The sequence below is a fragment of the Streptomyces sp. NPDC029151 genome (assembly GCF_055564315.1).
The window spans coordinates 453330-474557 of the sequence record NZ_JBVHWQ010000006.1; the positions used below are offsets into that span (position 1 = coordinate 453330).

Genomic DNA, 21228 nt, shown 5'->3' on the forward strand with positions numbered 1-21228 from the left:
GGTGTGGAATGGCGAGCCTACCCGCTCTCACTGGCCCAAACGGGTGACTCGCACCGCGTCAACTCGCTGACCTGCGGATCAACCGGCCCGGCGGTGCTGTTTGGGACGAGATCGTTTCTCTACGTACATCCGCTCGTCGGCGGACTTCAGCACCTCGTCCGCCGTCATCCCGCAGTGCGCCCACCCGATACCGAAGCTGGCGCCCACCCGGACCGCCCGGCCCTCGGCCCGGATCGGCTGGATGATCTCGTTGCGCAGCCGTACGGCGAGGTCCTGCGCGTCGGCCCGGCCGAGGCCGTCGGCGAGGATCACGAACTCGTCGCCGCCGAGCCGGGCGACCGTGTCGCCGTCCCGGACGCCGTTGCTCAGCCGCCGGGCGACCTCGATGAGGACCGCGTCACCGGCGTTGTGCCCGAACCGGTCGTTGATCGACTTGAAGCCGTCGAGGTCGCAGAAGAGCACCGCGAGGCCCTTGGTGCCGTCGTCGCGGCCCTCCTCGGGGGCGACGGTGTGCACATGGTGGTCGTAGGCGTCGTAGCCCTCCGTGCCCGACGCGAAGTCGAAGCCGTGGCCGGCCGGGACGTCGAAGACCGGGTGGCTGTAGGCGGCGTCCAGGGACTCCGCGGCGCCGGCGTGGGCGGGGCGCTGACAGATCCTGGCCGACAGGCGTGAGCGCAGCTCCGCCGAGTTCGGCAGCCCGGTCAGCGAGTCGTGGGAGGCGCGGTGCGCGAGCTGCAGCTCGCGCCGCTTGCGCTCCTCTATGTCCTCGACGTGGGTGAGGAGGAAGCGGGGGCCGTCGGCGGCGTCCGCGACGACGCTGTTGCGCAGGGACACCCAGACGTAGCTGCCGTCGCGGCGCCCGAGCCGCAGCTCCGCGCGCCCGCCCTCGGCCGAGGTCCGCAGTAGGGTGCCGATGTCCTCCGGGTGGACGAGGTCGGCGAAGGAGTAGCGGCGCATCGCGGAGGCGGGACGCCCGAGCAGCCGGCACAGGGCGTCGTTGGTGCGCAGGATGCGGCCGTGCTGGTCGCCGCCCATCTCGGCGATGGCCATGCCGGAGGGGGCGTACTCGAAGGCCTGGCGGAAGGATTCCTCGCTGGCGCGCAGGGCCTGCTGCTCGCGCTCCAGCCGGACCAGGGCGCGCTGCATGTTGGCGCGCAGGCGGGCGTTGCTGATCGCGATGGCGGCCTGGAAGGCGTACATCTGCAGGGCCTCGCGGCCCCAGGCGCCGGGGCGGCGGCCGTTGCGCGGCCGGTCCACGGATATGACGCCGAGCAGCTCGCCGCAGTTGCCGCCCTGCACGCCGGGGGTGTACATGGGCGCGAAGAGCCGGTCGGAGGGGTGCCACTCGTCCTCGAAGCGCGGCGCGGGCCCGTCGGTGTACCACTGGGGGACGTCGTCGTCGTCCAGGACCCAGCCCTCGGTGTGCGGTATGAAGACGAGGTCGCCCCAGCGCTCGCCCATGTTCAGCCGCCGGTCCCAGGACTCGCGGGAGCCGACCCGGCCGGTGATCAGGGCCTCGGCGGCGGAGTTGCCGGAGAAGGCGGCGACCACGAGATCGCCGTCCTGCCGTACCAGGTTCACCGCCGCCATCTCGTACCCGAGAGCGCCGACGGCGCCGTCGGCGACGGTCTGCAGTGTGTCCGCCAGGCTGCGTGCCGTGTTCATGTCGGCCATGACCTGGTGCAGCTGTCGCAGGGATGCAAGACGGACATAGGGCTCCGACTCGGTCTCCATGCTCGCCCCTCCCCCCGAGACCTCGCAGCGAATGAAGGGTTGTCCCGCCACTGAATCACAGCGCGCTGCCCACTCGGTACACAGGGTCAACAATTCCTGCCCCTTGTGACTCAAGTCACAGGAGAACGTGAACAATTGAGTGGAGTTTCTGCGTTTTGCCTGTGCGCGTACCGAACGCACAGCGTGCGGATGTGCCCCCATCATGCACGCCTCGTGCACGCCCTGTGCATGCCCGTGTGCGCCGATGTGCGCCGTTGGTCCTAGGACCCGGCTCGGGCGGAGGGCCGATGCGGCCCGCGTGCGGCGGCGACTAGCGTTTCCGGCGTGCTGAAGACTCCCTCCCCCACCGCCCCCCTGCCCACCGGGCATGCTGAGGGGGTGAGCAACGACGAGTTCCGGGCCGCGATGTCCCGGCTGGCCGCGGGCGTGGTCCTGGTCACCGCGCAGGAACCGCCGCTCGACCCGGACGACCCCGACGCACCGGGCGTGGAGGACGTCGGCATGACCGCCACCGCCTTCATGTCGGTCTCCCTCGACCCGCCGCTGGTCCTGGTCAGCCTGCGCACCGGCGCCCGCATGGACGACCTGCTGGAGGAGCAGCCGCTGTGGGCGGTGTCGGTCCTCACCGAGAGCCAGCGGCACATCGCGGGCCGCTTCGCCATGAAGGGCCGCATCAGCGACCGGCTGCTCTTCGAGGACATCCCCTACGCCCGCGGCGAGGCCACCGGTGCCCCGCTGGTCGGGGGCGCGCTGGCCACCCTGGAGTGCCGCACCGAGCAGCGGGTGACCGCCGGCGACCACACCCTCGTCATCGGCCGCGTCCTCACCGCCCGGGTGCCCAGCGCCGAGGGGGGCCCACTGCTGTACTTCCGCGGCCGGTACCGGCAGCTGGGCTGAGGCTTCACCGCGGAAGCGGACCGGCGGCCGGGCCGAACGCCCGCTGCGGGACTCGTTCGACGGCCGGGCCGAACACCCGCTGCGGGGCTCGTTCGAGGGCCGGCCCGAAGGCCCACCGCAGGCCCCCCTGGACGACCAGCGCGATCGCCCGCTGAGAGGAGCGGACCGGAGCCCGGGCCGAACGCCCACCGCAGGTTGCTCTCCGCGACCAGCCCGCACCCACCGCAGGACCCCCCTCCACGACCAGCCCGAACACCCACCGCAGGACCCCCCTCCACGACCAGCCCGAACGCCCGCTGCGGGCAGCGGACCGGTGGCCGGGCCGCGCATGTCGGGCGGGCGGACCGAGAAGGCACCGCGGGAGCGGACCGGCGGCCGGGCTGTGCCGGAAATTCCGTGGTCGGGCCGTGCGTGCGTGCCTACGGTGCGTGGATGAGCCCTCGTCTGGAAGACATCACCCCGCGGAACTTCGAGACCGCCGTCGGCATCCGCGTCCACCCCGGTCAGGAGCACGCCGTCTCACCGGTCGTGCAGTCCCTCGCCGAGGCCTACGTCCACCCCGCCGGTGTCGCCTGGCCCCGGCTGATCACCGACGAGGGCCGCGCGGTCGGCTTCCTCATGGCCTTCTTCGACATCGACTGGCACGGCGACGGCAGCCTGCGCCGCTCGGGACTGTGGCGGCTGAACATCGCCGCCGGCGAGCAGGGCAGGGGGTACGGCCGGTTCGCCGTCGACGCCGTGGCCGCGGAGATCCGCCGTCGCGGCGGCGACGCGTGCTACGTCAGCTGGCACCCCGGCCCGCACGGACCCGAGGAGTTCTACCTCCGCCTGGGCTTCCGTACGAACGGGGAGACCAGCGGGGGCCAGACGGTGGGCGTGCTGGCCCTGTGACTAGACCTCCTCGACGGTCAGCTCCGCCAGCCGGGACGGGTCGGTGACGATGTCGATCACCGAGATGCGGTCGGCGACGAAGGCGAAGGACAGGACCCGCTCCGGGCGGCCGTCGGCGAACACGGCCAGGCCGGTCGCGCCGTCCACCAGCACCGGACGCGCGACGCGGGCCAGGTGGGCGAAGCTCGCCGCCCCGGCGGCGACCCGGGCCGCACCGCTGTTCACGCCCGCCTCGGTACGGGCCACCACGTCCGGATCGAGCACCGTGAGCAGCCCGTCGAAGTCGCCGCCCCGCGCCGCGGCCAGGAAGGCGTCGACCACCTCCCGCTGCCGGGCCAGGTCCGCCTCCGGCGCCTCCACCCCCCGCACCCGGCGCCGGGCCCGGCTGGCGAGCTGCCGTGCCGCGGCCGCGTTGCGCCCGAGGATGCGGGCCACCTCCTCGAACGGCACCCCGAACAGATCGTGCAGCACGAAGGCCAGCCGTTCGGCCGGCGAGAGCGTGTCGAGGACGACGAGCAGGGCCAGCCCGACGGAGTCGGCGAGCACGGCGTCCTGCGCGGGATCCGGTTCGGCGGAGGGCGCGGGCCGCCAGCTCTCCAGGGGCTCCTCGCCCCGGGTGCGGCGGGACCGCAGCATGTCGAGGCAGACCCGGCCGACGACGGTCGTCAGCCAGCCGCCGAGGTTCTCCACCTCCCGGGTGTCGGACCGGCTCAGCCGCAACCAGGCCTCCTGGACGGCGTCCTCCGCCTCGGCCGCGGAGCCGAGCATCCGGTAGGCGACGGCCCGCAGGTGCCCCCGGTAGGCCTCGAACCGCTCGGCGAGAAAGTCGTTGTGGGTCATGGGTGGTCCGGCCTCTCCGTCGTCGTTCCCGGTCGTCCCGGTGCTGCCGCACCACCCAGACGATCCGGAACCCGGAGTTGTGACAGACGCCCCGGCCGCGCTCCCCGCCGTCCCGGTCCCGCTGCCCCGCCGTCCCCGGTCCCCGCTATCCCCAGTCCCGTCCCGAACGGCCCCGCTTCGTCTCCGCGCGCTGCTTCTTCTCCCGCAGCCGGCGTTCGTTGAGGCCCCGCGGGATGCGGGTCGGCTTGCGCGGCTTCGGCGGCGGCGCGCTGGCCTCGGCGAGGAGCGCGGCGAGGCGTACGGCGGCGGCCTCGCGGTTGCGCCACTGCGAGCGGTGCTCCGAGGCCCGTACGGACACCACCCCGTCGACGAGGCGGCCGGCCAGCCGCTGGAGCGCCCGGTCCTTCCACACGGGGGGCAGCGCCTCGGTGCGGGCGAGGTCGAAGCGCAGCTCCACCTGGGAGTCGCTGGTGTTGACGTGCTGTCCGCCGGGCCCCGACGACCTGGAGAAACGCCACATCAGCTCGGCCTCCGGGAGGGAGACGGAGCCACGGATGACATAGGGACCGGACATGCGGTCCATGTTCCCGGCTGGGTCCCGCTCACGTCACCCCAATTTGCCGTGGGTAAAAAAGGTAAAGGGCGCCGGAACCTTGGGGAGGCCCTTCGACGTTCATAGGGGTAGCTGTAGCTTCGACACGCACCGCGTAACGCAACGAGGGAAGGACCCCCGAACCATGGCAGTAAGCCTGTCCAAGGGCGGAAACGTCTCGCTCACCAAGGAGGCTCCGGGCCTGACCGCCGTCACCGTGGGTCTCGGCTGGGACGTCCGCACCACCACCGGCACGGACTTCGACCTGGACGCCTCCGCCATCGCGGTGAACGGGCAGGGCAAGGTCTACTCGGACGCCCACTTCGTCTTCTTCAACAACAAGCAGACCCCGGACAACTCGATCGTCCACACGGGCGACAACCGCACGGGCGAGGGCGCCGGCGACGACGAGGCGATCAACGTCAACCTGGCCGCGCTGCCGGCCGACATCGACAAGATCGTCTTCCCGGTCTCCATCTACGACGCGGAGAACCGCGGCCAGAACTTCGGCCAGGTCCGCAACGCCTACATCCGCATCGTCAACCAGGCCGGCGGCGCCGAGATCGCGCGCTACGACCTGTCGGAGGACGCGGCCACCGAGACGGCCATGGTCTTCGGCGAGTTGTACCGCAACGGCGCGGAGTGGAAGTTCCGCGCGGTGGGCCAGGGCTACGCCTCCGGCCTCGTGGGCATCGCCCAGGACTTCGGCGTCAACGTCTGACCGACTCCTCGCCTCCGTCCGGCCGAGGCGGCGTCACCGTCCGAGGCGGCGTCACCGGCCGAGGCGGCGTCACCGGCCGAGCCACGTCCCGGAAATGAAGGTCCCCGGCGTCCGCCGGGGCCTTCGCCCGGGGGCCTTCCCTCCACGGGCGGGCTACGGCAGCCGTGGGAAGCGGGCCTGAAGCGTCCAGATCGCCGGGTTCTCCGCCAGGTCCTCGTGCAGGTCGGTCAGGTCCGCGAGCAGGTCGTGGAGGAAGTCCCGGGCCTCGCGGCGCAGTGCGCTGTGGGAGAAGGTCAGCGGGGACTCCTCCGCCGGCATCCAGTCGGCGGTGATGTCGACCCAGCCGAAGCGGCGCTCGAAGAGCATCCGGTCGGTGGACTCGGTGAAGTCCAGCTCCGCCCGCTGCGGCCGGGAGGCGCGGGAGCCCATCGGGTCCCGGTCCAGCCGTTCCGCGATGTCGCACAGCGCCCACGCGAAGTCCAGCACCGGCACCCATCCCCAGGCTGTGGACAGTTCCCGGTCGGTCTCGGTGTCCGCGAGATACACGTCCCCGCAGAACAGGTCGTACCGCAGCGCGTGCACGTCCGCGCGGCGGTAGTCGGTCTGCGGAGGGTCCGGGAACCGGTTGGAGAGGGCGTAGCCGATGTCGAGCACGGAGGAGATGGTGTCACGCCGTCCCGCCGGACCCCGCCCGCGGTCCGCCGGCCCCTGACCCGAGCCCGCCGAACCCCGCCCCCGGCCCACCCGGCCCGCCTAGGATCACCGGCATGTCCAGATCCGTACGCCTTGTCCCGGGCCTCGCCGCCCTGCTCGCCCTCGCCCTCGCGGGCACCGCGTGCGACGGCGGTGTGCGGGGCACCCCGGGCGGTTCCGGCGTGCACGACCCGTACTTCCCGAAGGCCGGCAACGGCGGTTACGACGTCGGCCACTACGCCCTCACCCTGGACTACACCCCGTCCGGCCACCGGCTCACCGGCACCGCGGTCATCACCGCCCGGGCCACCCGGGACCTGTCCGCCTTCGACCTCGACCTCGCCGGGCTGCACGTCGACTCGGTCCGCGTCGAGGGCAGGGACGCCCGCTGGAGCCGCACCGGCCAGGAGCTCACCGTCCGCCCCCACGACGACCTCGGCAAGGGCGAGACCTTCCGCACCACCGTCCGCTACTCGGGCACCCCGCGCACCCTCACCGACCCCGACGACTCCCACGAGGGCTGGCTGCCCACCGCCGACGGCGCCCTCGCCCTCGGCGAACCCGTCGGCTCCATGGCCTGGTTCCCGGGCAACCACCACCCCTCCGACAAGGCCGCCTACGACATCACGGTCACCGTCCCGAAGGGCCTGCAGGCCGTCTCCGACGGCGAGCTGAAGGAGCAGCGCACGCGGGGCGGCCGTACCTCCTACCACTGGCACACCGCCGAGCCCATGGCGAGCTACGTCGCCACCGTCGCCATCGGCCACTACGAGATCACCCGCACCTCCGGCCCGCACGGCCTGCCGGTCCTCAGCGCCGTCGACCCCGCCGAGGCAAAGGAGAGCGCCGAGCTGCTGGGGAAGATCCCCGGGATACTCGACTGGGCGGAGCGCACCTTCGGGCCGTACCCGTTCTCCTCGGCCGGCGTGATCGTCGACCGCCCCGGCGACGCCGGGTACGCCCTGGAGACCCAGAACCGCCCCGTCTTCCCCGCCGACCAGTTCCGCACCTCGACCCTGGTGCACGAACTCGCCCACCAGTGGTACGGCGACTCGGTCACCCCCCGCTCCTGGCGGGACATGTGGCTGAACGAGGGCTTCGCGCAGTACGCGGAGTGGCTGTACGAGGAGGACCACGGCGGGCCCACCGCCCAGCAGACCTTCACCCGCCTCTACGAGAGCGACCGCGAGGAGCTCTGGGCGTACCCGCCGGCGACACCGCCCGGTGCCGCGCACATCTCCGACGCCCCCGTCTACGACCGCGGCGCGATGGTCCTGCACAAGATCCGGCGGAAGGCCGGCGACGGCACCTTCCACGACATCATCCAGGGCTGGGCCGCCGACCACCGCCACGGCGGCGCGAGCACCGCCGACTTCACGAAGTACGTGGAGGAGAAGGCCCCGGGAGAGGACTTCACCGGGATCTGGAAGGACTGGCTGTACGGCGACGGCCGGCCGGACCACCCGTGACGACGGGCGGCCCGGCCGGTGTACTGCCGTAGGAAGCGGCCTACTTGACGTTGACGGCCGTCCAGGCCGCCGCCACCGCCTTGTACTCCGCGCTGCCCGAGCCGTACAGGTCGGCCGCGGCCTGCAGCGTGCCGGTGCGGGCGCCCGCGTAGTCGGTGGACGAGGTGAAGTACGTGGTCAGCGCCTTGTACCAGATCTGTACCGCCTTGTCCCGGCCGATGCCGGTGACCGTGGAGCCGTTGTAGGTCGGGGAGTTGTAGGACACCCCGTTCACCGTCTTCGCGCCGCTGCCCTCGGACAGCAGGTAGAAGAAGTGGTTGGCGACACCGGACGAGTAGTGCACGTCCAGGCGGCCGACGGTGCGTGACCAGTAGTCGGCGGAGGCGCCGTCCTTGCTGGGCCTGTCCATGTAGCGCAGCGGGGTGCCGTCGCCGTTGATGTCGATCTTCTCGCCGATGAGGTAGTCACCGACGTCGGCGGAGTTGTTCGCGAAGAACTCCACCGAGGTGCCGAAGACGTCGGAGGTGGCCTCGTTCAGTCCGCCGGACTCCCGGCTGTACTTCAGGCCCGCGGTGGCCGCGGTCAGACCGTGGCTCATCTCGTGTCCGGCGACGTCGAGCGAGGTCAGCGGGTCGGCGTTGTTCGTGCCGTCGCCGTACGTCATGCAGAAGCAGTTGTCGTCCCAGAACGCGTTGACGTAGGCGTTGCCGTAGTGGACGCGGGAGTAGGCGGCCTTGCCGTCGCCCGCGATGCCGTTGCGGTTGAACGCGGACTTGTAGAAGTCCCAGGTGACGGCGGCTCCGTAGGCGGCGTCGACGGCGGCGGTCTGCCGGTTGTTCACGGTGCCGTCGCCCCAGACGTCGTCGGCGTCGTGGAAGAGGGTGCCGGTGCCGGTGGTCCCGCCGTTCAGGTCGTACGTCTTGTGGCCGCCGCGGCCGCCGTCGATGAGGTCGTAGCCGCCGGAGGCGGCAGCGGTGGTGCCGAGCGGGACCGTGCCGCTGTACCGGCTCGTGCCCGTGCCGGTGTCGACGGCCTCGAAGGAGTACAGCTCCTTGCCGGTGCGGGCGTCCGTGACGACGTGCCGCTCGCTCGGGGTGCCGTCGTCTCGGACGCCCTTGACCACGGACTCGTAGGCGAGGACCGGGGTACCGCCGGCGGCCCACACGACCTTGCGGGCGGTCGCGGCGGTGGCCTTCTTGGTGCCGGCGGCCTTGAGGGCGGTCTTCTCCGCGCTCGCCGCGGACACGGTCGCCGTCGTGCTCGGCACCGATATCCGGGCCTTGCTCGCCTTGCTGACGCCCTTCAGCGATCCGTTCTTCGCGACGTGGGTGACCAGGTCGCCGCCGAGCACCGGCAGACCGGCGTACGTGCGCTCGTAGCGGGTGTGGACGGTGCCGTCCGCGTCCCTGACGACGTCCCGGACGACCAGCTTTTCCTTCGCGCCGAGCCCCAGTTCACGTGCTGCCGCGCCGGCGTGGTCCTGGGCCGACTTCAGCGCGGCGGCACGGGCCGGGGCGCTGAGCGCGACCGCCTGGCCGCCGGACGCGTGAGGTGCGGGAGCGGCGGTCGCGGCGCCGTTCTGCAGGGCGAGGACCACCATCGCCGCCGAGCCGACCAGGGCGGCGGCACGCACGGCGGCCTTGCGGGGAGTACGGGGGGTGCCGGTGACGTGGGGCTGCTGTCTCACTCGATCTCCTTCTGACTGGTCTCGTGGGGTGGAGACACAGATGGATCACAGGGGATGCACAGAGTTGCGGCGGGCGAGGAGAGAGTGACACCAGAACCCGCCTCTTTGACAGAGCGCCGTCAGGACTTTACGTGTTCGTATCCGAAATCCGTGCTACGAAATCCGCTATACGGACGCCGGGACCAGCTCCAACCACTGCTTCTCCCAGCGCGGTTGAACCGTCGAACGTCACACCCCGCCGCCCGCCCGCGGCCGTCACAGCACCCGGATCCCCCACGCCGCCGCCAGCACCGGCGCCAGATCCAGCAGCTGTCCCGTGCTGACCACCGCGCCGGACAGCCGGTCCAGCCCCCGGGTGATCTCCAGCGGAGCGGCACCCCGCAGATCCACGTCCTGCAGCGTGGAACCGCCGAAGTCGGCCCCCTTCACCGCACAGTCGACGAACTCCACCCGCTCCAGCCGCGCCCCCGCGAAATCCGGCTCCACCAGCACACAGGACTCGAACACGACGTCCTTCAGACGGGACTCACGGAGATTGAGGTAATCGATCTTGCCGCCCCGGACGACCACCCGCTCCAGCACCGCACCATGCAGCTGGACCCCGCCCAGGCGCGCGTCGACCAGCTCCACATCACGGAAGGTCGCCTCCGCCAACTGCGTGCCCACCCCGCGCAGTCCGGTCAGCACCGAGTCCAGCACCCGGGCCCGCCCCAACGCCGTCCCGTCCACCGCGCAGCCCGTCAGCGCGCAGTCCATGAACCGGGCGCCGATCCCCTCCTGCCCGCCCAGGTCCAGCTCCCGGAACTCCACCCCGTCATAGTCGCCGTCCGGCTCCAACTCCCGCTCACCCCAAGGCTCCAACGCGGGCAACCGCACCTCCGGCCGCCGCGCGCCCTTCACCCCCGCCGCGTCCCCGCCCGTGCCCGACCCCGCGCCCGTCACTCGCCTCACCATGCCCCCATGCTGCACCCCACCACTGACAATCCCCCGGACCTGGGAGAACACGGGACGCACACGGGGACGCACACCGGCACCCACCCGGATGTCACATCCGGCACCGCCCCCACCGTCGTACCCCCGAGCGAGCGAACCGACCCAGGGAGGCCCCATGCACCACATCACCGTCGTCGGCGGCGGCTTCGCCGGACTCACCGCCGCGATCACCGCCGCCGAGGGCGGCGCCAAGGTGACCCTCTACGAAGCCCACCACACCCTCGGCGGACGCGCCCGCACCGCGACCGGCCCCTACCGCACCAACGAAGGCCCCCACGCCCTCTACGCCGGCGGCCCCCACTGGACCTGGCTCGGCCGGCGCGGCCTGATCGGCCCCCTCGCCCCCCTGCCACTCCGGGAAGCCACCCGCCTGCGCCTCCACCACCGCGGCGCCCTGCGCCGCACCCCGCCCTTCTCCCTGCTCAGGCTCCTCCGCCGCCGCACCGCCCCCGTAGACACGGACTTCCACCGCTGGGCCACCACCATCGCCGGCGAGGAGGGCGCACGAGCCGCCGCCCACTACGCCGCCGTCGCCCTCTTCCACCACGACCCCGGCAGCCTCTCCGCCGCCTTCGTCCAGGAACGCCTGCGCCGGGCCACCACACTGCCCCCGGAAGCCCACTACCCGCGCGGCGGCTGGGGCAGCGTCATCGACCGCATGGCCGCCCACGCCACCCGCCTCGGCGTACGCATCGAGACGGGCGCCCGCGTCGACGAACTCCCCGGGAACACCCCCGTCGTCGTCGCCACCGCCCTGCCCGCCGCCGCACGGCTCCTCCGCGACGACACCCTGACCTGGCCCAGCGGCCGCACCGTCCTCCTCGACCTCGCCCTGCGCACCCGGCGCGGCGACGCCTTCGTCGTCTCCGACCTCGACGCCCCCGGCTGGATCGAACGCTTCACCGCCCAGGACCCCTCCCTCGCCCCGGCCGGTGAACAACTCCTCCAAGGCCAGTTCCCCGTGGGCCCCGGCGACACCCGGGCCGACGCCGTCACCCGCGCCGAACACCTCCTCGACCTGGGCTTCCGGGGCTGGCGGAAGCGGGTGACCTGGCGCCGCGAAGCCGTCTGCGACGGCCGGACCGGCGCCGTGGACCTGCCCGGCCGCACCTGGCGGGACCGGCCCGCCCTGGACCGCGGCGACGGGATCTACCTCGCCGGTGACCAGGTCGCCGCCCCCGGCGTGCTCTGCGAGGTCTCCTTCAACAGCGCGGTGACGGCGGTCTCCCTCATCCTCGGCCGAAGCTCCCTTGACCTCAAGCGTGCTTGAGGTCGGAGGCTGGGGGCCGCCAGGAACCACTCCGCACCGGCAACACCGTCTCCCGGGGGGAACCCATGCACGCCGTCCGCCTCCACTCCTTCGGCCCCGCCGACAACCTCACCTACGAGGAGGTCCCCGACCCGGCTCCGGGCCCCGGCCAGGTCGGCGTCAAGGTCACCGCCGCCGGAGTCCACCTGCTCGACGCGACCCTGCGGGAAGGGCACCGGGGCCCCCTCCCCGAGCCGCCCACCCTGCCGACCATCCCCGGCCGGGAGGTCGCCGGGACCGTGGACGCCCTCGGTGACGGCGTCGACCCGCACTGGCTCGGCAAGCGGGTCGTCGCCCACCTCGGCCACGTCCCCGGCGGCTACGCCGAACGCGCCGTCACCGACGTCGAACGCCTCCACCACATCCCCGACGGCCTCGACCCCGCCGCGGCCGTCGCCATGATCGGCACCGGCCGCACCACCCTCGGCATCATCCAGTTCGCCGAACCCGGACCGGACGACGTCGTGATCGTCCCGGCCGCCGCCGGAGGCATCGGCACCCTGCTCGTGCAGTACGCCAAGAACGCCGGAGCCCACGTCATCGGCCTCGCCGGCGGCCCGGAGAAGACCGCCCGCGTCCACGCGAACGGCGCCGACCTCGCCACCGACTACACCATCCCCGACTGGCCCGCCAAGATCCGGGCCCACCTCGGCGACCGGCCCGCCACCCTCGTCTACGACGGCGTCGGCGGAACCGTCGCCCGGGAAGCCGTGGCCCTGCTCGGCCCCGACGGCCGCCACCTCGTCTTCGGCTGGTCGGCCGAAGGCATCGCCCAGGGCCAGGGCTACCACGTCGAAGGCCTCTCCCAGTCCGTCCTCGGCCCGGCCATGCTCCAGAGAGCCGGCGGCCTGCGCGCACTGGAGCAGCGCGCCCTCACCGAGGCCGCCCAAGGCCGCCTCCGCCCGGCCCTCACCCGCTACCCCCTCGCCGAAGCGGCCGCCGCCCACCGGGCCCTGGAACAGCGCCGGACCATCGGCAAGGTCGTCCTGGAACCCTGACCCGGACTCAGCCCCCCGACCCCAGCGCCGCCAGCGCCTCACCCGTCAACCGGTACACCGTCCACTCGTCCTGCGGCCGCGCACCCAACGCCTCGTAGAAGCCGATCGCCGGCCGGTTCCAGTTCAGCACCGACCACTCCAGCCGCTCATAGCCCCGCTCACCACAGATCCGCGCCAACTCCGCCAGCAGCGCCCGCCCGTGACCGCCGCCGCGCGCCGCGGGCCGGACGTACAGATCCTCCAGATAGATCCCGTGCACCCCACGCCACGTCGAGAAGTTCAGGAACCACAGCGCGAACCCGACCGGCTCCCCGCTCCCCTCGTCCACGGCCATGTGCGCGAAAGCGGCCGGCCGCTCCCCGAACAACGCCTCCCGCACCTGCTCCTCACTCGCCCGGGCCTCCTCCGAGGCCTTCTCGTACGCGGCGAGTTCTCGGATCAGCCTGTGGATGACGGGGACGTCGGCGGGGGTCGCGGTGCGGATCATGGGGGGAGGGTAACCGGCGGCGGCCGGAGCGCCGCACGGGTGGACCGTGCCTGAGGCTCCAGCACGGATGGTGGCGCGCGGATCCGGGGGCGTGTGGCGTGCGGAACTTCGTGGCCCGGACAGACGGCCTCTGTGTACAGTGGACCCGCTTCCGCGCATGGCATCGCAGTGCGCGATGCCTCCTTAGCTCAGTCCGGCCAGAGCAACGCACTTGTAATGCGTAGGTCGTCGGTTCGAATCCGACAGGGGGCTCGACCAGCCCAGGCGGGACCAGCTCCCACCTGGGCTTTCTCATGTCATCCGGCGGTCAGCAGGTGGGCGATCTCCAGCTGCCGCGGCTCGATCGGGCGGCCGTCCTCCACTTCCCACAGGGCGTTCTGGAGGAGCCTGCCGAGGGTCCAGGCGCGGGCCCGGGCGCGGTCGAGGCCGAGGACGTCGGTCATGGCGTCGAAGCGCCAGCGGACCTCGGCCGGGTCGTAGCGGTTGTCCAGGGCGGGCCACAGTTCGAAGCCGGGGTCGCCGGCCAGCGGCTTGGGGTCGATGGCGAGCCAGTCGGCGCGATCGGCGGCGAGGACGTTCTCGTCGTGCAGGTCCCAGTGGAGGAGCCGGTCGCCGGGTTCGGCGGCGACCTCGCGGACGGCGGCCGCGCAGTCGGCGAGGGTCCGGCGGGCTTCGGGGTCGGGGATGCTCCGCAGGGCCCGGGGGGTGCGTTCGAGCATGGCTTCGGCGATGTCGCCGAGACGGCGCAGGCCGGGCGGGGCGGGGAAGGTCGTCAGGTGGGCCAGGAGCCGGGCGATGACGAGGACGGCTTCACGGGTGTCGGCGAGGTGGGCGAGCATCCGGGATTCGTCCAGGCGTTCCAGGAGCATGGTGCCGGTGGCCGGGTCGTGGTCGAGGAGTCGTACGGCCCCGTCGCCGTCCCAGGTCCGCAGGGCGACCGGTTCGCCTTCGCTTTCCTCGTCCCGCAGCTGGAGCTTGAGGACGGCGCGGAGGCCGTCGGTGCGGACGACGGGGAGGACGAGGGCGCTGACGCCGTTCATGGAGGGTCCGTCGAGCGTGAGCCGCCAGCGGTCGAGGAAGTCGGCCGCCAGGTCCGGAAGGGCGGCGATGAAGGCGCGTCCCGCCGCGCCGTTGTACGTCTCCTGGGCCTGGGCCAGCTCGTCGGGAATGTCGATCACGAACCGGACGATAGCGGCGTGCGTGAATCGGCTCATGCGAATTTTCCGGGGCCCGAACGGGGTGTGGGCGTATGTCCGCAGTGCTCCCGGCACCTATGTGTGGTTGGCGGTTCTGTTCGTCACGACGGTGGCGCTGCACCACATGCCGCCGGAGTTCATGGAGCATTTCCTGCGGCGGCGGTCGACGAACCTGCACGAGTTGTCGCGGAATCCGGTGCGGGCGCTGGTGGCGAGCGCGATGTGGATCGAGAGCGGCCACTGGGTGCCGTACGCGGTGCTGTACACGGTGTTCCACGCGCCGGCGGAGCGGTGGCTGGGGACGCTGCGCTGGCTGTCGGTGTGCGGGCTGGCGCACGTGCTGGCGTCGCTGGCCAGCGAGGGGGCGTTGCTGGAGGCGATTCGCCGGGGTGTGGCTCCGCCCACGGCGGTGTTCACGCTGGACATCGGGGTGAGTTACGCGCTGGCCGGGGTGATCGCGGTGTTGGGGTACGGGATCGCGGTGCCGTGGCGGTACGCGTACCTCGTGGCGGTGCTGGCCGTGTTCGGGGTGCCGCTGGCCGAGGGGCCGACGTTCACCGACGTCGGTCACTTCCTGGCCGTACTGATCGGTCTGGCCTGCTATCCGCTGGTCAGGGGGCGGGGAAAAGCATGGAATCCGAAGGAGACACTGGCCGGGTTCAGGGGTTAACGTCCCCGCCATGAGCAGCCCGGTGAGCAGTGTCGTGAACGGTGGGATCTCTTTCTGGTACGCGGACGACGGACTTCCGGTGGCGCGGGAGCCGCTGTCGGGGGACGCGTCGGCCGACGTGGTGATCGTGGGCGGCGGCTACACGGGGCTGTGGACGGCGTACTACCTGAAGAAGGCCGCGCCGTTCCTCCGCATCACCGTGCTGGAGCAGAAGTTCTGCGGGTACGGCGCCTCGGGCCGCAACGGCGGCTGGCTGTACAACGGGGTCGCGGGCCGGGACCGGTACGCGAAGCTGCACGGACGTGAGGCGGCTGTGCGGCTGCAGCGGGCGATGAACGACACCGTGGCCGAGGTGATCGCGGTCGCCGGGGCGGAGGGCATCGACGCGGACGTGCACAGGGGCGGTGTGCTGGAGGTGGCGACGACTCCGGCGCAGCTGGCGCGGCTGAGGGCGTTCCACGAGCACGAGGTGTCGTACGGGGAGAAGGACCGGGAGCTGTACGGCGCGCGGGAGACGGCCGAGCGGATCCGGGTGGCGGACGCGGTCGGTTCGGCCTGGACCCCGCACGGGGCCCGGCTGCACCCGGTGAAGCTGGTGAAGGGGCTCGCGGCGGTCGTGGAGGGGCTCGGGGTGACGATCCACGAGTCGACGCCGGTGACGGAGATCCGCCCCAAGCACGCGGTCACCCCCTACGGCACTGTCCGTGCGCCCTACGTCCTGCGGTGCACGGAGGGCTTCACGGCGTCCCTCAAGGGCCAGCGGCGGACGTGGCTGCCGATGAACTCCTCGATGATCGCGACGGAGCCGTTGACCGAGGAGCAGTGGGCGGGGATCGGCTGGGCGGGCCGGGAGACGCTGGGGGACATGGCGCACGCGTACATGTACGCGCAGCGCACGGCGGACGGCCGGATCGCGCTGGGCGGGCGGGGGGTGCCGTACCGCTTCGGTTCGCGTACCGACAACGACGGCCGGACGCAGCCGGCGACGGTCGAGGCATTGCGGGAGGTCCTGACCCGTTTCTTCCCGTCGCTGGCGGGGGTCGGGATCGAGCACGCCTGGTCGGGTGTGCTCGGTGTGCCGCGTGACTGGTGTGCCACGGTGACGCTGGACCGTTCCACGGGGCTGGGCTGGGCCGGCGGTTACGTCGGTTCGGGCGTCGCCACCGCCAACCTGGCCGCCCGCACCCTGCGTGATCTGGTGCAGCAGGATTCCGGGCAGGCCGGCCGGACGGAGCTGACGGATCTGCCCTGGGTGAACCACAAGGTCCGCAAGTGGGAGCCGGAGCCCTTCCGCTGGCTGGGCGTGCAGGGCATGTACGCCACCTATCGCACCGCCGACCAGCGCGAGCGCCTCCGTCCGGGGACGGAGTCCTCCCGGCTGGCGAGGGTGGCGGACCGGATCGCGGGACGGCACTGAGGGTGCCGGGCCGGTGTTCCGGGAAGTTCCGCGAAGTTCACACGGGCCCGGGTACTGACAGAGCCGGTGAACGCCAGGTACCGTCCTGATCCAGTTCACTCCGGTGGACTACGCCAACCACCTTCCTACAACGGATCGTCCGGCACGTTCCTGCCGGTAGAAGGGGGCCCATTCACCATGGCCACAGTCACGTTCGACAAGGCGACCCGGATCTACCCGGGTTCCGACAAGCCCGCCGTCGACCAGCTCGACATCGCGATCGAGGACGGCGAGTTCCTCGTCCTGGTCGGCCCGTCCGGTTGCGGCAAGTCCACCTCTCTGCGGATGCTCGCGGGGCTGGAGGACGTCAACGGCGGTGCCATCCGCATCGGTGACCGCGACGTCACGCACCTGCCGCCGAAGGACCGGGACATCGCCATGGTGTTCCAGAACTACGCCCTGTATCCGCACATGACGGTCGCCGACAACATGGGCTTCGCGCTCAAGATCGCCGGTGTGCCGAAGGCGGAGATCCGGCAGAAGGTCGAGGAGGCCGCGAAGATCCTCGACCTGACCGAGTACCTGGACCGCAAGCCGAAGGCGCTGTCCGGCGGTCAGCGCCAGCGTGTGGCGATGGGCCGGGCGATCGTGCGTGAGCCGCAGGTCTTCCTCATGGACGAGCCGCTGTCCAACCTGGACGCCAAGCTCCGTGTGTCGACGCGTACGCAGATCGCGTCCCTCCAGCGTCGTCTCGGCATCACGACGGTCTACGTCACGCACGACCAGGTCGAGGCCATGACGATGGGCGACCGGGTGGCGGTGCTCAAGGACGGCCTGCTGCAGCAGGTCGACTCGCCGCGGAACATGTACGACAAGCCCGCGAACCTCTTCGTCGCCGGCTTCATCGGCTCGCCGGCCATGAACCTGGTCGAGGTGCCGATCACCGACGGCGGTGTGAAGTTCGGCAACAGCGTGGTGCCGGTCAGCCGGGAGGCGCTGTCGGCCGCCGCCGACCGGGGTGACCGCACGGTGACGGTGGGCGTGCGTCCGGAGCACTTCGACGTGGTGGAGCACAACGGCGCGGTGGCGGCTTCGCTGTCCAAGGACACCGCGGACGCGCCGGCCGGTCTGGCGGTCTCCGTGAACGTCGTCGAGGAGCTGGGCGCGGACGGTTACGTGTACGGCGCGGCCGAGGTCGGCGGTGAGGTGAAGGACCTCGTCGTCCGGGTGAACGGCCGGCAGGTGCCGGAGAAGGGCTCCACGCTGCACGTCGTGCCGCGGCCGGGCGAGATCCACGTGTTCTCCACGTCCACCGGTGAGCGGCTGTCGGACTGACGGCGGTTGCCGGCACCGGCAGGGGCCCCGCACGCTCGGCGTGCGGGGCCCCTGCCGTCTCGGTGCCGGCGCGTCTCGTCGTTGGATCTTGCCGACGGGTGCTCCGTCAACCCGTTACCCGGAAATCAGCGCCTTCTCATCCCCCATAAGAGTGACTGAATGTCTCCAAATCATCACTGGGCGCTACCCTCACACGCGTGAAGCACTCCACCACCCCACAGACGCGACGCGGCCACCGGGGCGGCCCTGCCCGCCGGATCGGCCGCACTCTCGCCCTCGTCCTGCCCGTCGTCCTGGTGCTCTCCGGGACCCTCGCGGTCACCCGGGTCAACTGGACGGGCAGTCCGTCCAGCTCGGTGCTGGCCGCCTCCGACGTCTCCGTTGCGGAACCCGTTGCGGAACCCCCCGCGAGGAGGGTCTCCCGTGCTCCGCAGGACGTGCTCCGTGACCGGCTGATGACCGAGCTGCAGAACAGGGATCCGGGGGTGGTCCTCACCCACCTCCAGCAGGCCGTCAACGGCCGTCCCCGGCTGGCCCGGCACTGCTCGTCCATCGCCCGCGCCCTGGGCCGGGCCGCGGTGCGGATCTACGGCGCCTCCCGTGCCCAGTCGTACGCCCGCCCGGTGTGCGACACGGCCTTCGCCTCGGGCGTTCTGGCCGCGCACAGCTGAGGTGCCGGTGGGAAGTCGGTAACGGCTCCTCAAGAAGGGCGTTGCCGCCGACCCGCCGTGGTGGGGCGCCACGTACAGTGCGGTCATGACCCATCCGAACGCCGCGTCGCGCCCCACTCAAGCCGTGGTCCTGGCCGGTGGCCAGGGCTCACGGCTGCGTCCGTACACCGATGACCGGCCGAAGCCGATGGTCGAGATCCCGGGTACGGGTACTCCGATCATCGGCCACCAGCTGACCTGGCTCGCCGAGGAGGGCGTGACGGACGTGGTGGTCTCCTGCGGCCACCTCGCCGACGTCCTCCAGAAGTGGCTGGACTCGGCCGACCTTCCCGTCTCCGTCACGACGGTCGTGGAGACCGAGCCCCTGGGCCGCGGGGGTGGCCTGCGGTACGCCGCGGCGCGTCTGCCCCACCCCGACCGGCCCTGGTACGCCACGAACGGGGACATCTGGACGCGGTTCTCACTGCGGGACATGGCCGACTTCCACACCGAGCGGGACGCGGTGGCCACCCTGGCGCTGGCTCGTCCGCGGATTCCGTGGGGCGCGGTGAGGACCGACGGGTTCGGGCACATCACCGACTTCATCGAGGCGCCGCCGTCGACGTTCGAGATCAACGCCGGTGTCTACGTGTTCTCGCCGGAGTTCGGCTCCCTGCTGCCCGAGCGGGGCGATCACGAGCGGACGACGTTCCCGCGGCTGGCCCGGGAGAAGAAGCTGGCCGGGTTCCCCATTCCGCAGGGCGCGTACTGGCGGGCCATCGACACGGCGAAGGATCTGACCGAGGCCGCGAAGGAACTCGCCGCGCTCGGCCGCTGACGGTTCCCCCCGCGTCCCGCTGACCGGTTCCCGCGCCCCTGGCCGGCCCGCTCGCCCCACACCCGGAAAGGGCCCCGTACCTCCCTCGGTACGGGGCCCTTGTCGTCCGCTCGCTCGTTCCGTCAGCCCAGCAGGCCTCCCACCAGGCCCGGCTGGCCCGTGGAGGTGCTGCTGCCGCCGGAGGACGTCCCGCCGCCCGTGGTGGAGCCGCCCGTGCTCGTGCCGCCGCCCGTGGTGGTCGGGCCCGCCGTCGTGCTGGGGGCGCCGCCCGTGGGGGAGGTCTGGCGGGGCGGGACCTGGCCCGTGGTGCCCTGGGTCTGGGTGGGGGTCGTGACGGTGGCGCCGGTGGTGCTGCGGCTCGTGCCCGGGGTGGTCGCCGCGCCGGAGGGGGTCGCACCGGCGGTGGCGCCGTCCGTCGGGGAGGTGGAGGCCGACGGGGTGGTGCGGTGCCGCTCGCCGGGTTCCTGCGGGAGCGGGGAGCCGGGGAGCTGGTTGCGGGGGGCCTCGCCGGGGCCGGGGACGACCACACGGCTGGAGTCGCGGACCGCACCGCCGAGCAGGGAGCCGACGAGGAGGGTGACGCCGACCGTGACGGCGGTGATCAGGGCGCCGCGGCGCAGGACGTAGCGGCGCAGGTCCCAGATGTCGGCGCGGGGGCCGAGCCGGCGCCAGGCGCTGCCGGCGAGGCGGCCGTCGACGGAGTAGACGGGGGCGCCGGCGATGATCAGCGGGGACCAGGCGGCGAGGTAGATGATGTCGGGGGCGTCGTAGGCGGGCACGGTCTTCCAGCTGACCGTGACGATCAGGGCGGCGGAGAGCAGGGCGCCGACGACCGCGGTGACGCGCTGCCAGCAGCCGAGGATGGTCAGGACGCCGACGACGACCTGGAGGAATGCGATGACCAGACCGGAGCCGACCGGGTGCTGGAGGGCGAACTGGCGCAGGGGTTCGGCGACGTCCCAGGGGTGCAGGGTGTCGAGCCACTTGACCATGGAGCCGCGTTTGCCGCCGTCGAAGTAGACGGGGTCGCACAGCTTGCCCATGCCGGCGTAGAGGGAGATGAAGCCGAGGAAGATGCGCAGGGGGAGGAGGACGACGCCGAGGTTGAGCCGGCGGCCGGGGTAGTAGGCGTGCCGGGCGGGGTCGTCGCTCTGGCGCCTGGTGGGGCCCGGGCGGTCGGGGTCGGGGCCGGCCTGGTCGTCGTAGCCGTCGGGGTCGTCGTGGCCGTCGTAGCCGTCGTGGCCGTCGTAGGTGGCGTACGGGTCGTGGCCGGGGTCGGGGTGGGGTGGGTCGTCGTAGGCGCCGGCGACCGTGCGCATGTGCGGCAGGAGGCGCGTGCCGTCGGCGTCGGGGGCGGTGCGCTGGTGGCCGACGACGGGGGTCTCGACAGTCTGGTCGAGGGCGTCGTAGGTGTCGGCGTAGCCCGTCTGGACGCGCGGGATGACCTGGGTGGCGCCGGCCTCGGGCTCGTCGGCGTGACGGACGCTGCTGCCCCGCACGGCCTGGAGGAGCCGGTGGGCGCCGGTGTCGTCGGGGGCGGACTTGCCGCTCCACACGACGGGGCGGCGGCGGCCGGTGGCGCCGGCCCGGCCCGCCGTGCCCGCGAGGGGCATCCGGGCGGTGTCCTGGGTGGCGCTCAGGTGCCGGGCGATCCGCGGGGATTGGGTGCGCTGGGCCGCCGCGCCCAGCTGCACGCGGAAGCTGGCGTGATTGACGATGACCTGCGCCGGATCGCTCGGCACCTTCACCATGCTCAGCGCGGGAGCGTCGTCGTATCCCGACGAGCGGTCCCCCGTGGGTGTGCGGGGTGTTCTGGTGTCCACACTCATCTA

20 protein-coding genes and 1 tRNA gene are annotated in these 21228 nt (G+C 72.4%); 12 read left to right on the plus strand and 9 right to left on the minus strand.

The window, feature by feature from the left end; all coding sequences use genetic code 11:
• Positions 1–78 precede the first annotated feature (78 nt).
• Positions 79–1734 carry a diguanylate cyclase CdgB gene (cdgB, locus tag ACZ4VF_RS24445; RefSeq protein ID WP_467928507.1) on the minus strand — a complete coding sequence of 552 codons (1656 nt, stop codon included), beginning with the start codon at positions 1732–1734 and terminating at the stop codon, positions 79–81.
• Positions 1735–2058: 324 nt separating this feature from the next.
• Here cdgB and ACZ4VF_RS24450 point away from each other — a divergent pair, with 324 nt between their 5' ends.
• Together ACZ4VF_RS24450 and ACZ4VF_RS24455 are read left to right on the plus strand one after the other, a co-directional pair.
• Positions 2059–2631 carry a flavin reductase family protein gene (locus tag ACZ4VF_RS24450; protein ID WP_467928509.1) on the plus strand — a complete coding sequence of 191 codons (573 nt, stop codon included), beginning with the start codon at positions 2059–2061 and terminating at the stop codon, positions 2629–2631.
• 432 nt (positions 2632–3063) lie between these two features.
• The gene (locus tag ACZ4VF_RS24455) at positions 3064–3522 is read left to right on the plus strand and encodes a GNAT family N-acetyltransferase (RefSeq protein WP_467928510.1); all 459 of its coding nucleotides are present in this window, start codon (positions 3064–3066) and stop codon (positions 3520–3522) included.
• On the opposite strand, the gene ACZ4VF_RS24460 is transcribed toward ACZ4VF_RS24455, so the two are convergent.
• Both ACZ4VF_RS24460 and arfB read right to left on the minus strand, forming a co-directional pair.
• On the minus strand, positions 3523–4362 hold the full coding sequence (locus tag ACZ4VF_RS24460; RefSeq protein ID WP_467928511.1) for a sigma-70 family RNA polymerase sigma factor: 840 nt from the start codon (positions 4360–4362) through the stop codon (positions 3523–3525). It abuts the gene before it with no gap.
• A gap of 145 nt (positions 4363–4507) precedes the next feature.
• Entirely contained in the window at positions 4508–4945 is a 438-nt protein-coding gene (gene arfB, locus ACZ4VF_RS24465; protein WP_467928513.1) for an alternative ribosome rescue aminoacyl-tRNA hydrolase ArfB, read from the minus strand.
• Between the two features lie 154 nt (positions 4946–5099).
• Between arfB and ACZ4VF_RS24470 the strand changes: the two genes are divergently transcribed.
• Positions 5100–5675, plus strand: coding sequence for a TerD family protein (locus tag ACZ4VF_RS24470; protein ID WP_031170907.1), 576 nt, complete (start codon positions 5100–5102; stop codon positions 5673–5675).
• 153 nt (positions 5676–5828) lie between these two features.
• On the opposite strand, the gene ACZ4VF_RS24475 is transcribed toward ACZ4VF_RS24470, so the two are convergent.
• The gene (locus ACZ4VF_RS24475; protein ID WP_467928514.1) at positions 5829–6329 is read right to left on the minus strand and encodes a hypothetical protein; all 501 of its coding nucleotides are present in this window, start codon (positions 6327–6329) and stop codon (positions 5829–5831) included.
• Between the two features lie 113 nt (positions 6330–6442).
• Between ACZ4VF_RS24475 and ACZ4VF_RS24480 the strand changes: the two genes are divergently transcribed.
• The gene (locus tag ACZ4VF_RS24480; protein ID WP_467928516.1) at positions 6443–7837 is read left to right on the plus strand and encodes a M1 family metallopeptidase; all 1395 of its coding nucleotides are present in this window, start codon (positions 6443–6445) and stop codon (positions 7835–7837) included.
• Positions 7838–7877: 40 nt separating this feature from the next.
• Here ACZ4VF_RS24480 and ACZ4VF_RS24485 read toward each other — a convergent pair whose 3' ends face one another.
• Both ACZ4VF_RS24485 and ACZ4VF_RS24490 read right to left on the minus strand, forming a co-directional pair.
• Positions 7878–9437: a M4 family metallopeptidase gene (locus ACZ4VF_RS24485; RefSeq protein ID WP_467928644.1), complete on the minus strand. Its 1560-nt coding sequence runs from the start codon at positions 9435–9437 to the stop codon at positions 7878–7880.
• A 342-nt stretch (positions 9438–9779) separates the two neighbouring features.
• Entirely contained in the window at positions 9780–10478 is a 699-nt protein-coding gene (locus ACZ4VF_RS24490; protein WP_467928517.1) for a pentapeptide repeat-containing protein, read from the minus strand.
• 154 nt (positions 10479–10632) lie between these two features.
• On the opposite strand from ACZ4VF_RS24490, the gene ACZ4VF_RS24495 reads away from it, so the two are divergent.
• Positions 10633–11787, plus strand: a complete 1155-nt coding sequence (locus tag ACZ4VF_RS24495; RefSeq protein WP_467928519.1) for an FAD-dependent oxidoreductase — start codon at positions 10633–10635, stop codon at positions 11785–11787.
• A gap of 65 nt (positions 11788–11852) precedes the next feature.
• Positions 11853–12824, plus strand: a complete 972-nt coding sequence (locus ACZ4VF_RS24500; RefSeq protein WP_467928520.1) for a zinc-binding dehydrogenase — start codon at positions 11853–11855, stop codon at positions 12822–12824.
• 7 nt (positions 12825–12831) lie between these two features.
• Here the strand turns inward: ACZ4VF_RS24500 and ACZ4VF_RS24505 are convergent, their stop codons facing one another.
• Entirely contained in the window at positions 12832–13311 is a 480-nt protein-coding gene (locus ACZ4VF_RS24505) for a GNAT family N-acetyltransferase (RefSeq protein WP_467928521.1), read from the minus strand.
• A 177-nt stretch (positions 13312–13488) separates the two neighbouring features.
• Here ACZ4VF_RS24505 and ACZ4VF_RS24510 point away from each other — a divergent pair.
• A tRNA-Thr gene (locus ACZ4VF_RS24510) sits at positions 13489–13563 on the plus strand.
• Between the two features lie 44 nt (positions 13564–13607).
• On the opposite strand, the gene ACZ4VF_RS24515 is transcribed toward ACZ4VF_RS24510, so the two are convergent.
• Positions 13608–14525: an aminoglycoside phosphotransferase family protein gene (locus tag ACZ4VF_RS24515; protein WP_467928523.1), complete on the minus strand. Its 918-nt coding sequence runs from the start codon at positions 14523–14525 to the stop codon at positions 13608–13610.
• Here ACZ4VF_RS24515 and ACZ4VF_RS24520 point away from each other — a divergent pair.
• The 5 genes from ACZ4VF_RS24520 (at position 14524) to ACZ4VF_RS24540 (ending at position 19396) form a co-directional block, all read left to right on the plus strand.
• Entirely contained in the window at positions 14524–15177 is a 654-nt protein-coding gene (locus ACZ4VF_RS24520; protein WP_467928524.1) for a rhomboid-like protein, read from the plus strand. The two genes, ACZ4VF_RS24515 and ACZ4VF_RS24520, sit on opposite strands and share 2 nt — an antisense overlap.
• A gap of 10 nt (positions 15178–15187) precedes the next feature.
• Positions 15188–16594, plus strand: a complete 1407-nt coding sequence (locus ACZ4VF_RS24525) for an NAD(P)/FAD-dependent oxidoreductase (protein WP_467928526.1) — start codon at positions 15188–15190, stop codon at positions 16592–16594.
• Positions 16595–16771: 177 nt separating this feature from the next.
• On the plus strand, positions 16772–17908 hold the full coding sequence (locus tag ACZ4VF_RS24530) for an ABC transporter ATP-binding protein (protein WP_467928527.1): 1137 nt from the start codon (positions 16772–16774) through the stop codon (positions 17906–17908).
• A gap of 197 nt (positions 17909–18105) precedes the next feature.
• Positions 18106–18579: a hypothetical protein gene (locus tag ACZ4VF_RS24535; protein ID WP_467928528.1), complete on the plus strand. Its 474-nt coding sequence runs from the start codon at positions 18106–18108 to the stop codon at positions 18577–18579.
• A gap of 85 nt (positions 18580–18664) precedes the next feature.
• Complete coding sequence (locus tag ACZ4VF_RS24540; protein ID WP_467928530.1) at positions 18665–19396, plus strand: nucleotidyltransferase family protein; 732 nt, start codon at positions 18665–18667, stop codon at positions 19394–19396.
• A gap of 122 nt (positions 19397–19518) precedes the next feature.
• On the opposite strand, the gene ACZ4VF_RS24545 is transcribed toward ACZ4VF_RS24540, so the two are convergent.
• Positions 19519–21225 (minus strand): DoxX family protein, encoded by a 1707-nt coding sequence (locus ACZ4VF_RS24545; protein ID WP_467928531.1) that lies wholly within the window; start codon positions 21223–21225, stop codon positions 19519–19521.
• Positions 21226–21228: the final 3 nt, after the last annotated feature.

What these genes read in the sequence shown, in the direction of transcription:
- ACZ4VF_RS24515 (WP_467928523.1), bottom strand. Translation starts at nt 14,525, where the DNA reads ATGAGCCGATTCACGCACGCCGCTATCGTCCGGTTCGTGATCGACATT.
- cdgB (WP_467928507.1), bottom strand. Translation starts at nt 1,734, where the DNA reads ATGGAGACCGAGTCGGAGCCCTATGTCCGTCTTGCATCCCTGCGACAG.
- ACZ4VF_RS24525 (WP_467928526.1), top strand. Translation starts at nt 15,188, where the DNA reads ATGAGCAGCCCGGTGAGCAGTGTCGTGAACGGTGGGATCTCTTTCTGG.
- arfB (WP_467928513.1), bottom strand. Translation starts at nt 4,945, where the DNA reads ATGGACCGCATGTCCGGTCCCTATGTCATCCGTGGCTCCGTCTCCCTC.
- ACZ4VF_RS24520 (WP_467928524.1), top strand. Translation starts at nt 14,524, where the DNA reads ATGCGAATTTTCCGGGGCCCGAACGGGGTGTGGGCGTATGTCCGCAGT.
- ACZ4VF_RS24470 (WP_031170907.1), top strand. Translation starts at nt 5,100, where the DNA reads ATGGCAGTAAGCCTGTCCAAGGGCGGAAACGTCTCGCTCACCAAGGAG.
- ACZ4VF_RS24460 (WP_467928511.1), bottom strand. Translation starts at nt 4,362, where the DNA reads ATGACCCACAACGACTTTCTCGCCGAGCGGTTCGAGGCCTACCGGGGG.
- ACZ4VF_RS24545 (WP_467928531.1), bottom strand. Translation starts at nt 21,225, where the DNA reads ATGAGTGTGGACACCAGAACACCCCGCACACCCACGGGGGACCGCTCG.
- ACZ4VF_RS24500 (WP_467928520.1), top strand. Translation starts at nt 11,853, where the DNA reads ATGCACGCCGTCCGCCTCCACTCCTTCGGCCCCGCCGACAACCTCACC.
- ACZ4VF_RS24490 (WP_467928517.1), bottom strand. Translation starts at nt 10,478, where the DNA reads ATGGTGAGGCGAGTGACGGGCGCGGGGTCGGGCACGGGCGGGGACGCG.
- ACZ4VF_RS24505 (WP_467928521.1), bottom strand. Translation starts at nt 13,311, where the DNA reads ATGATCCGCACCGCGACCCCCGCCGACGTCCCCGTCATCCACAGGCTG.
- ACZ4VF_RS24480 (WP_467928516.1), top strand. Translation starts at nt 6,443, where the DNA reads ATGTCCAGATCCGTACGCCTTGTCCCGGGCCTCGCCGCCCTGCTCGCC.
- ACZ4VF_RS24495 (WP_467928519.1), top strand. Translation starts at nt 10,633, where the DNA reads ATGCACCACATCACCGTCGTCGGCGGCGGCTTCGCCGGACTCACCGCC.
- ACZ4VF_RS24540 (WP_467928530.1), top strand. Translation starts at nt 18,665, where the DNA reads ATGACCCATCCGAACGCCGCGTCGCGCCCCACTCAAGCCGTGGTCCTG.
- ACZ4VF_RS24530 (WP_467928527.1), top strand. Translation starts at nt 16,772, where the DNA reads ATGGCCACAGTCACGTTCGACAAGGCGACCCGGATCTACCCGGGTTCC.
- ACZ4VF_RS24485 (WP_467928644.1), bottom strand. Translation starts at nt 9,437, where the DNA reads ATGGTGGTCCTCGCCCTGCAGAACGGCGCCGCGACCGCCGCTCCCGCA.
- ACZ4VF_RS24455 (WP_467928510.1), top strand. Translation starts at nt 3,064, where the DNA reads ATGAGCCCTCGTCTGGAAGACATCACCCCGCGGAACTTCGAGACCGCC.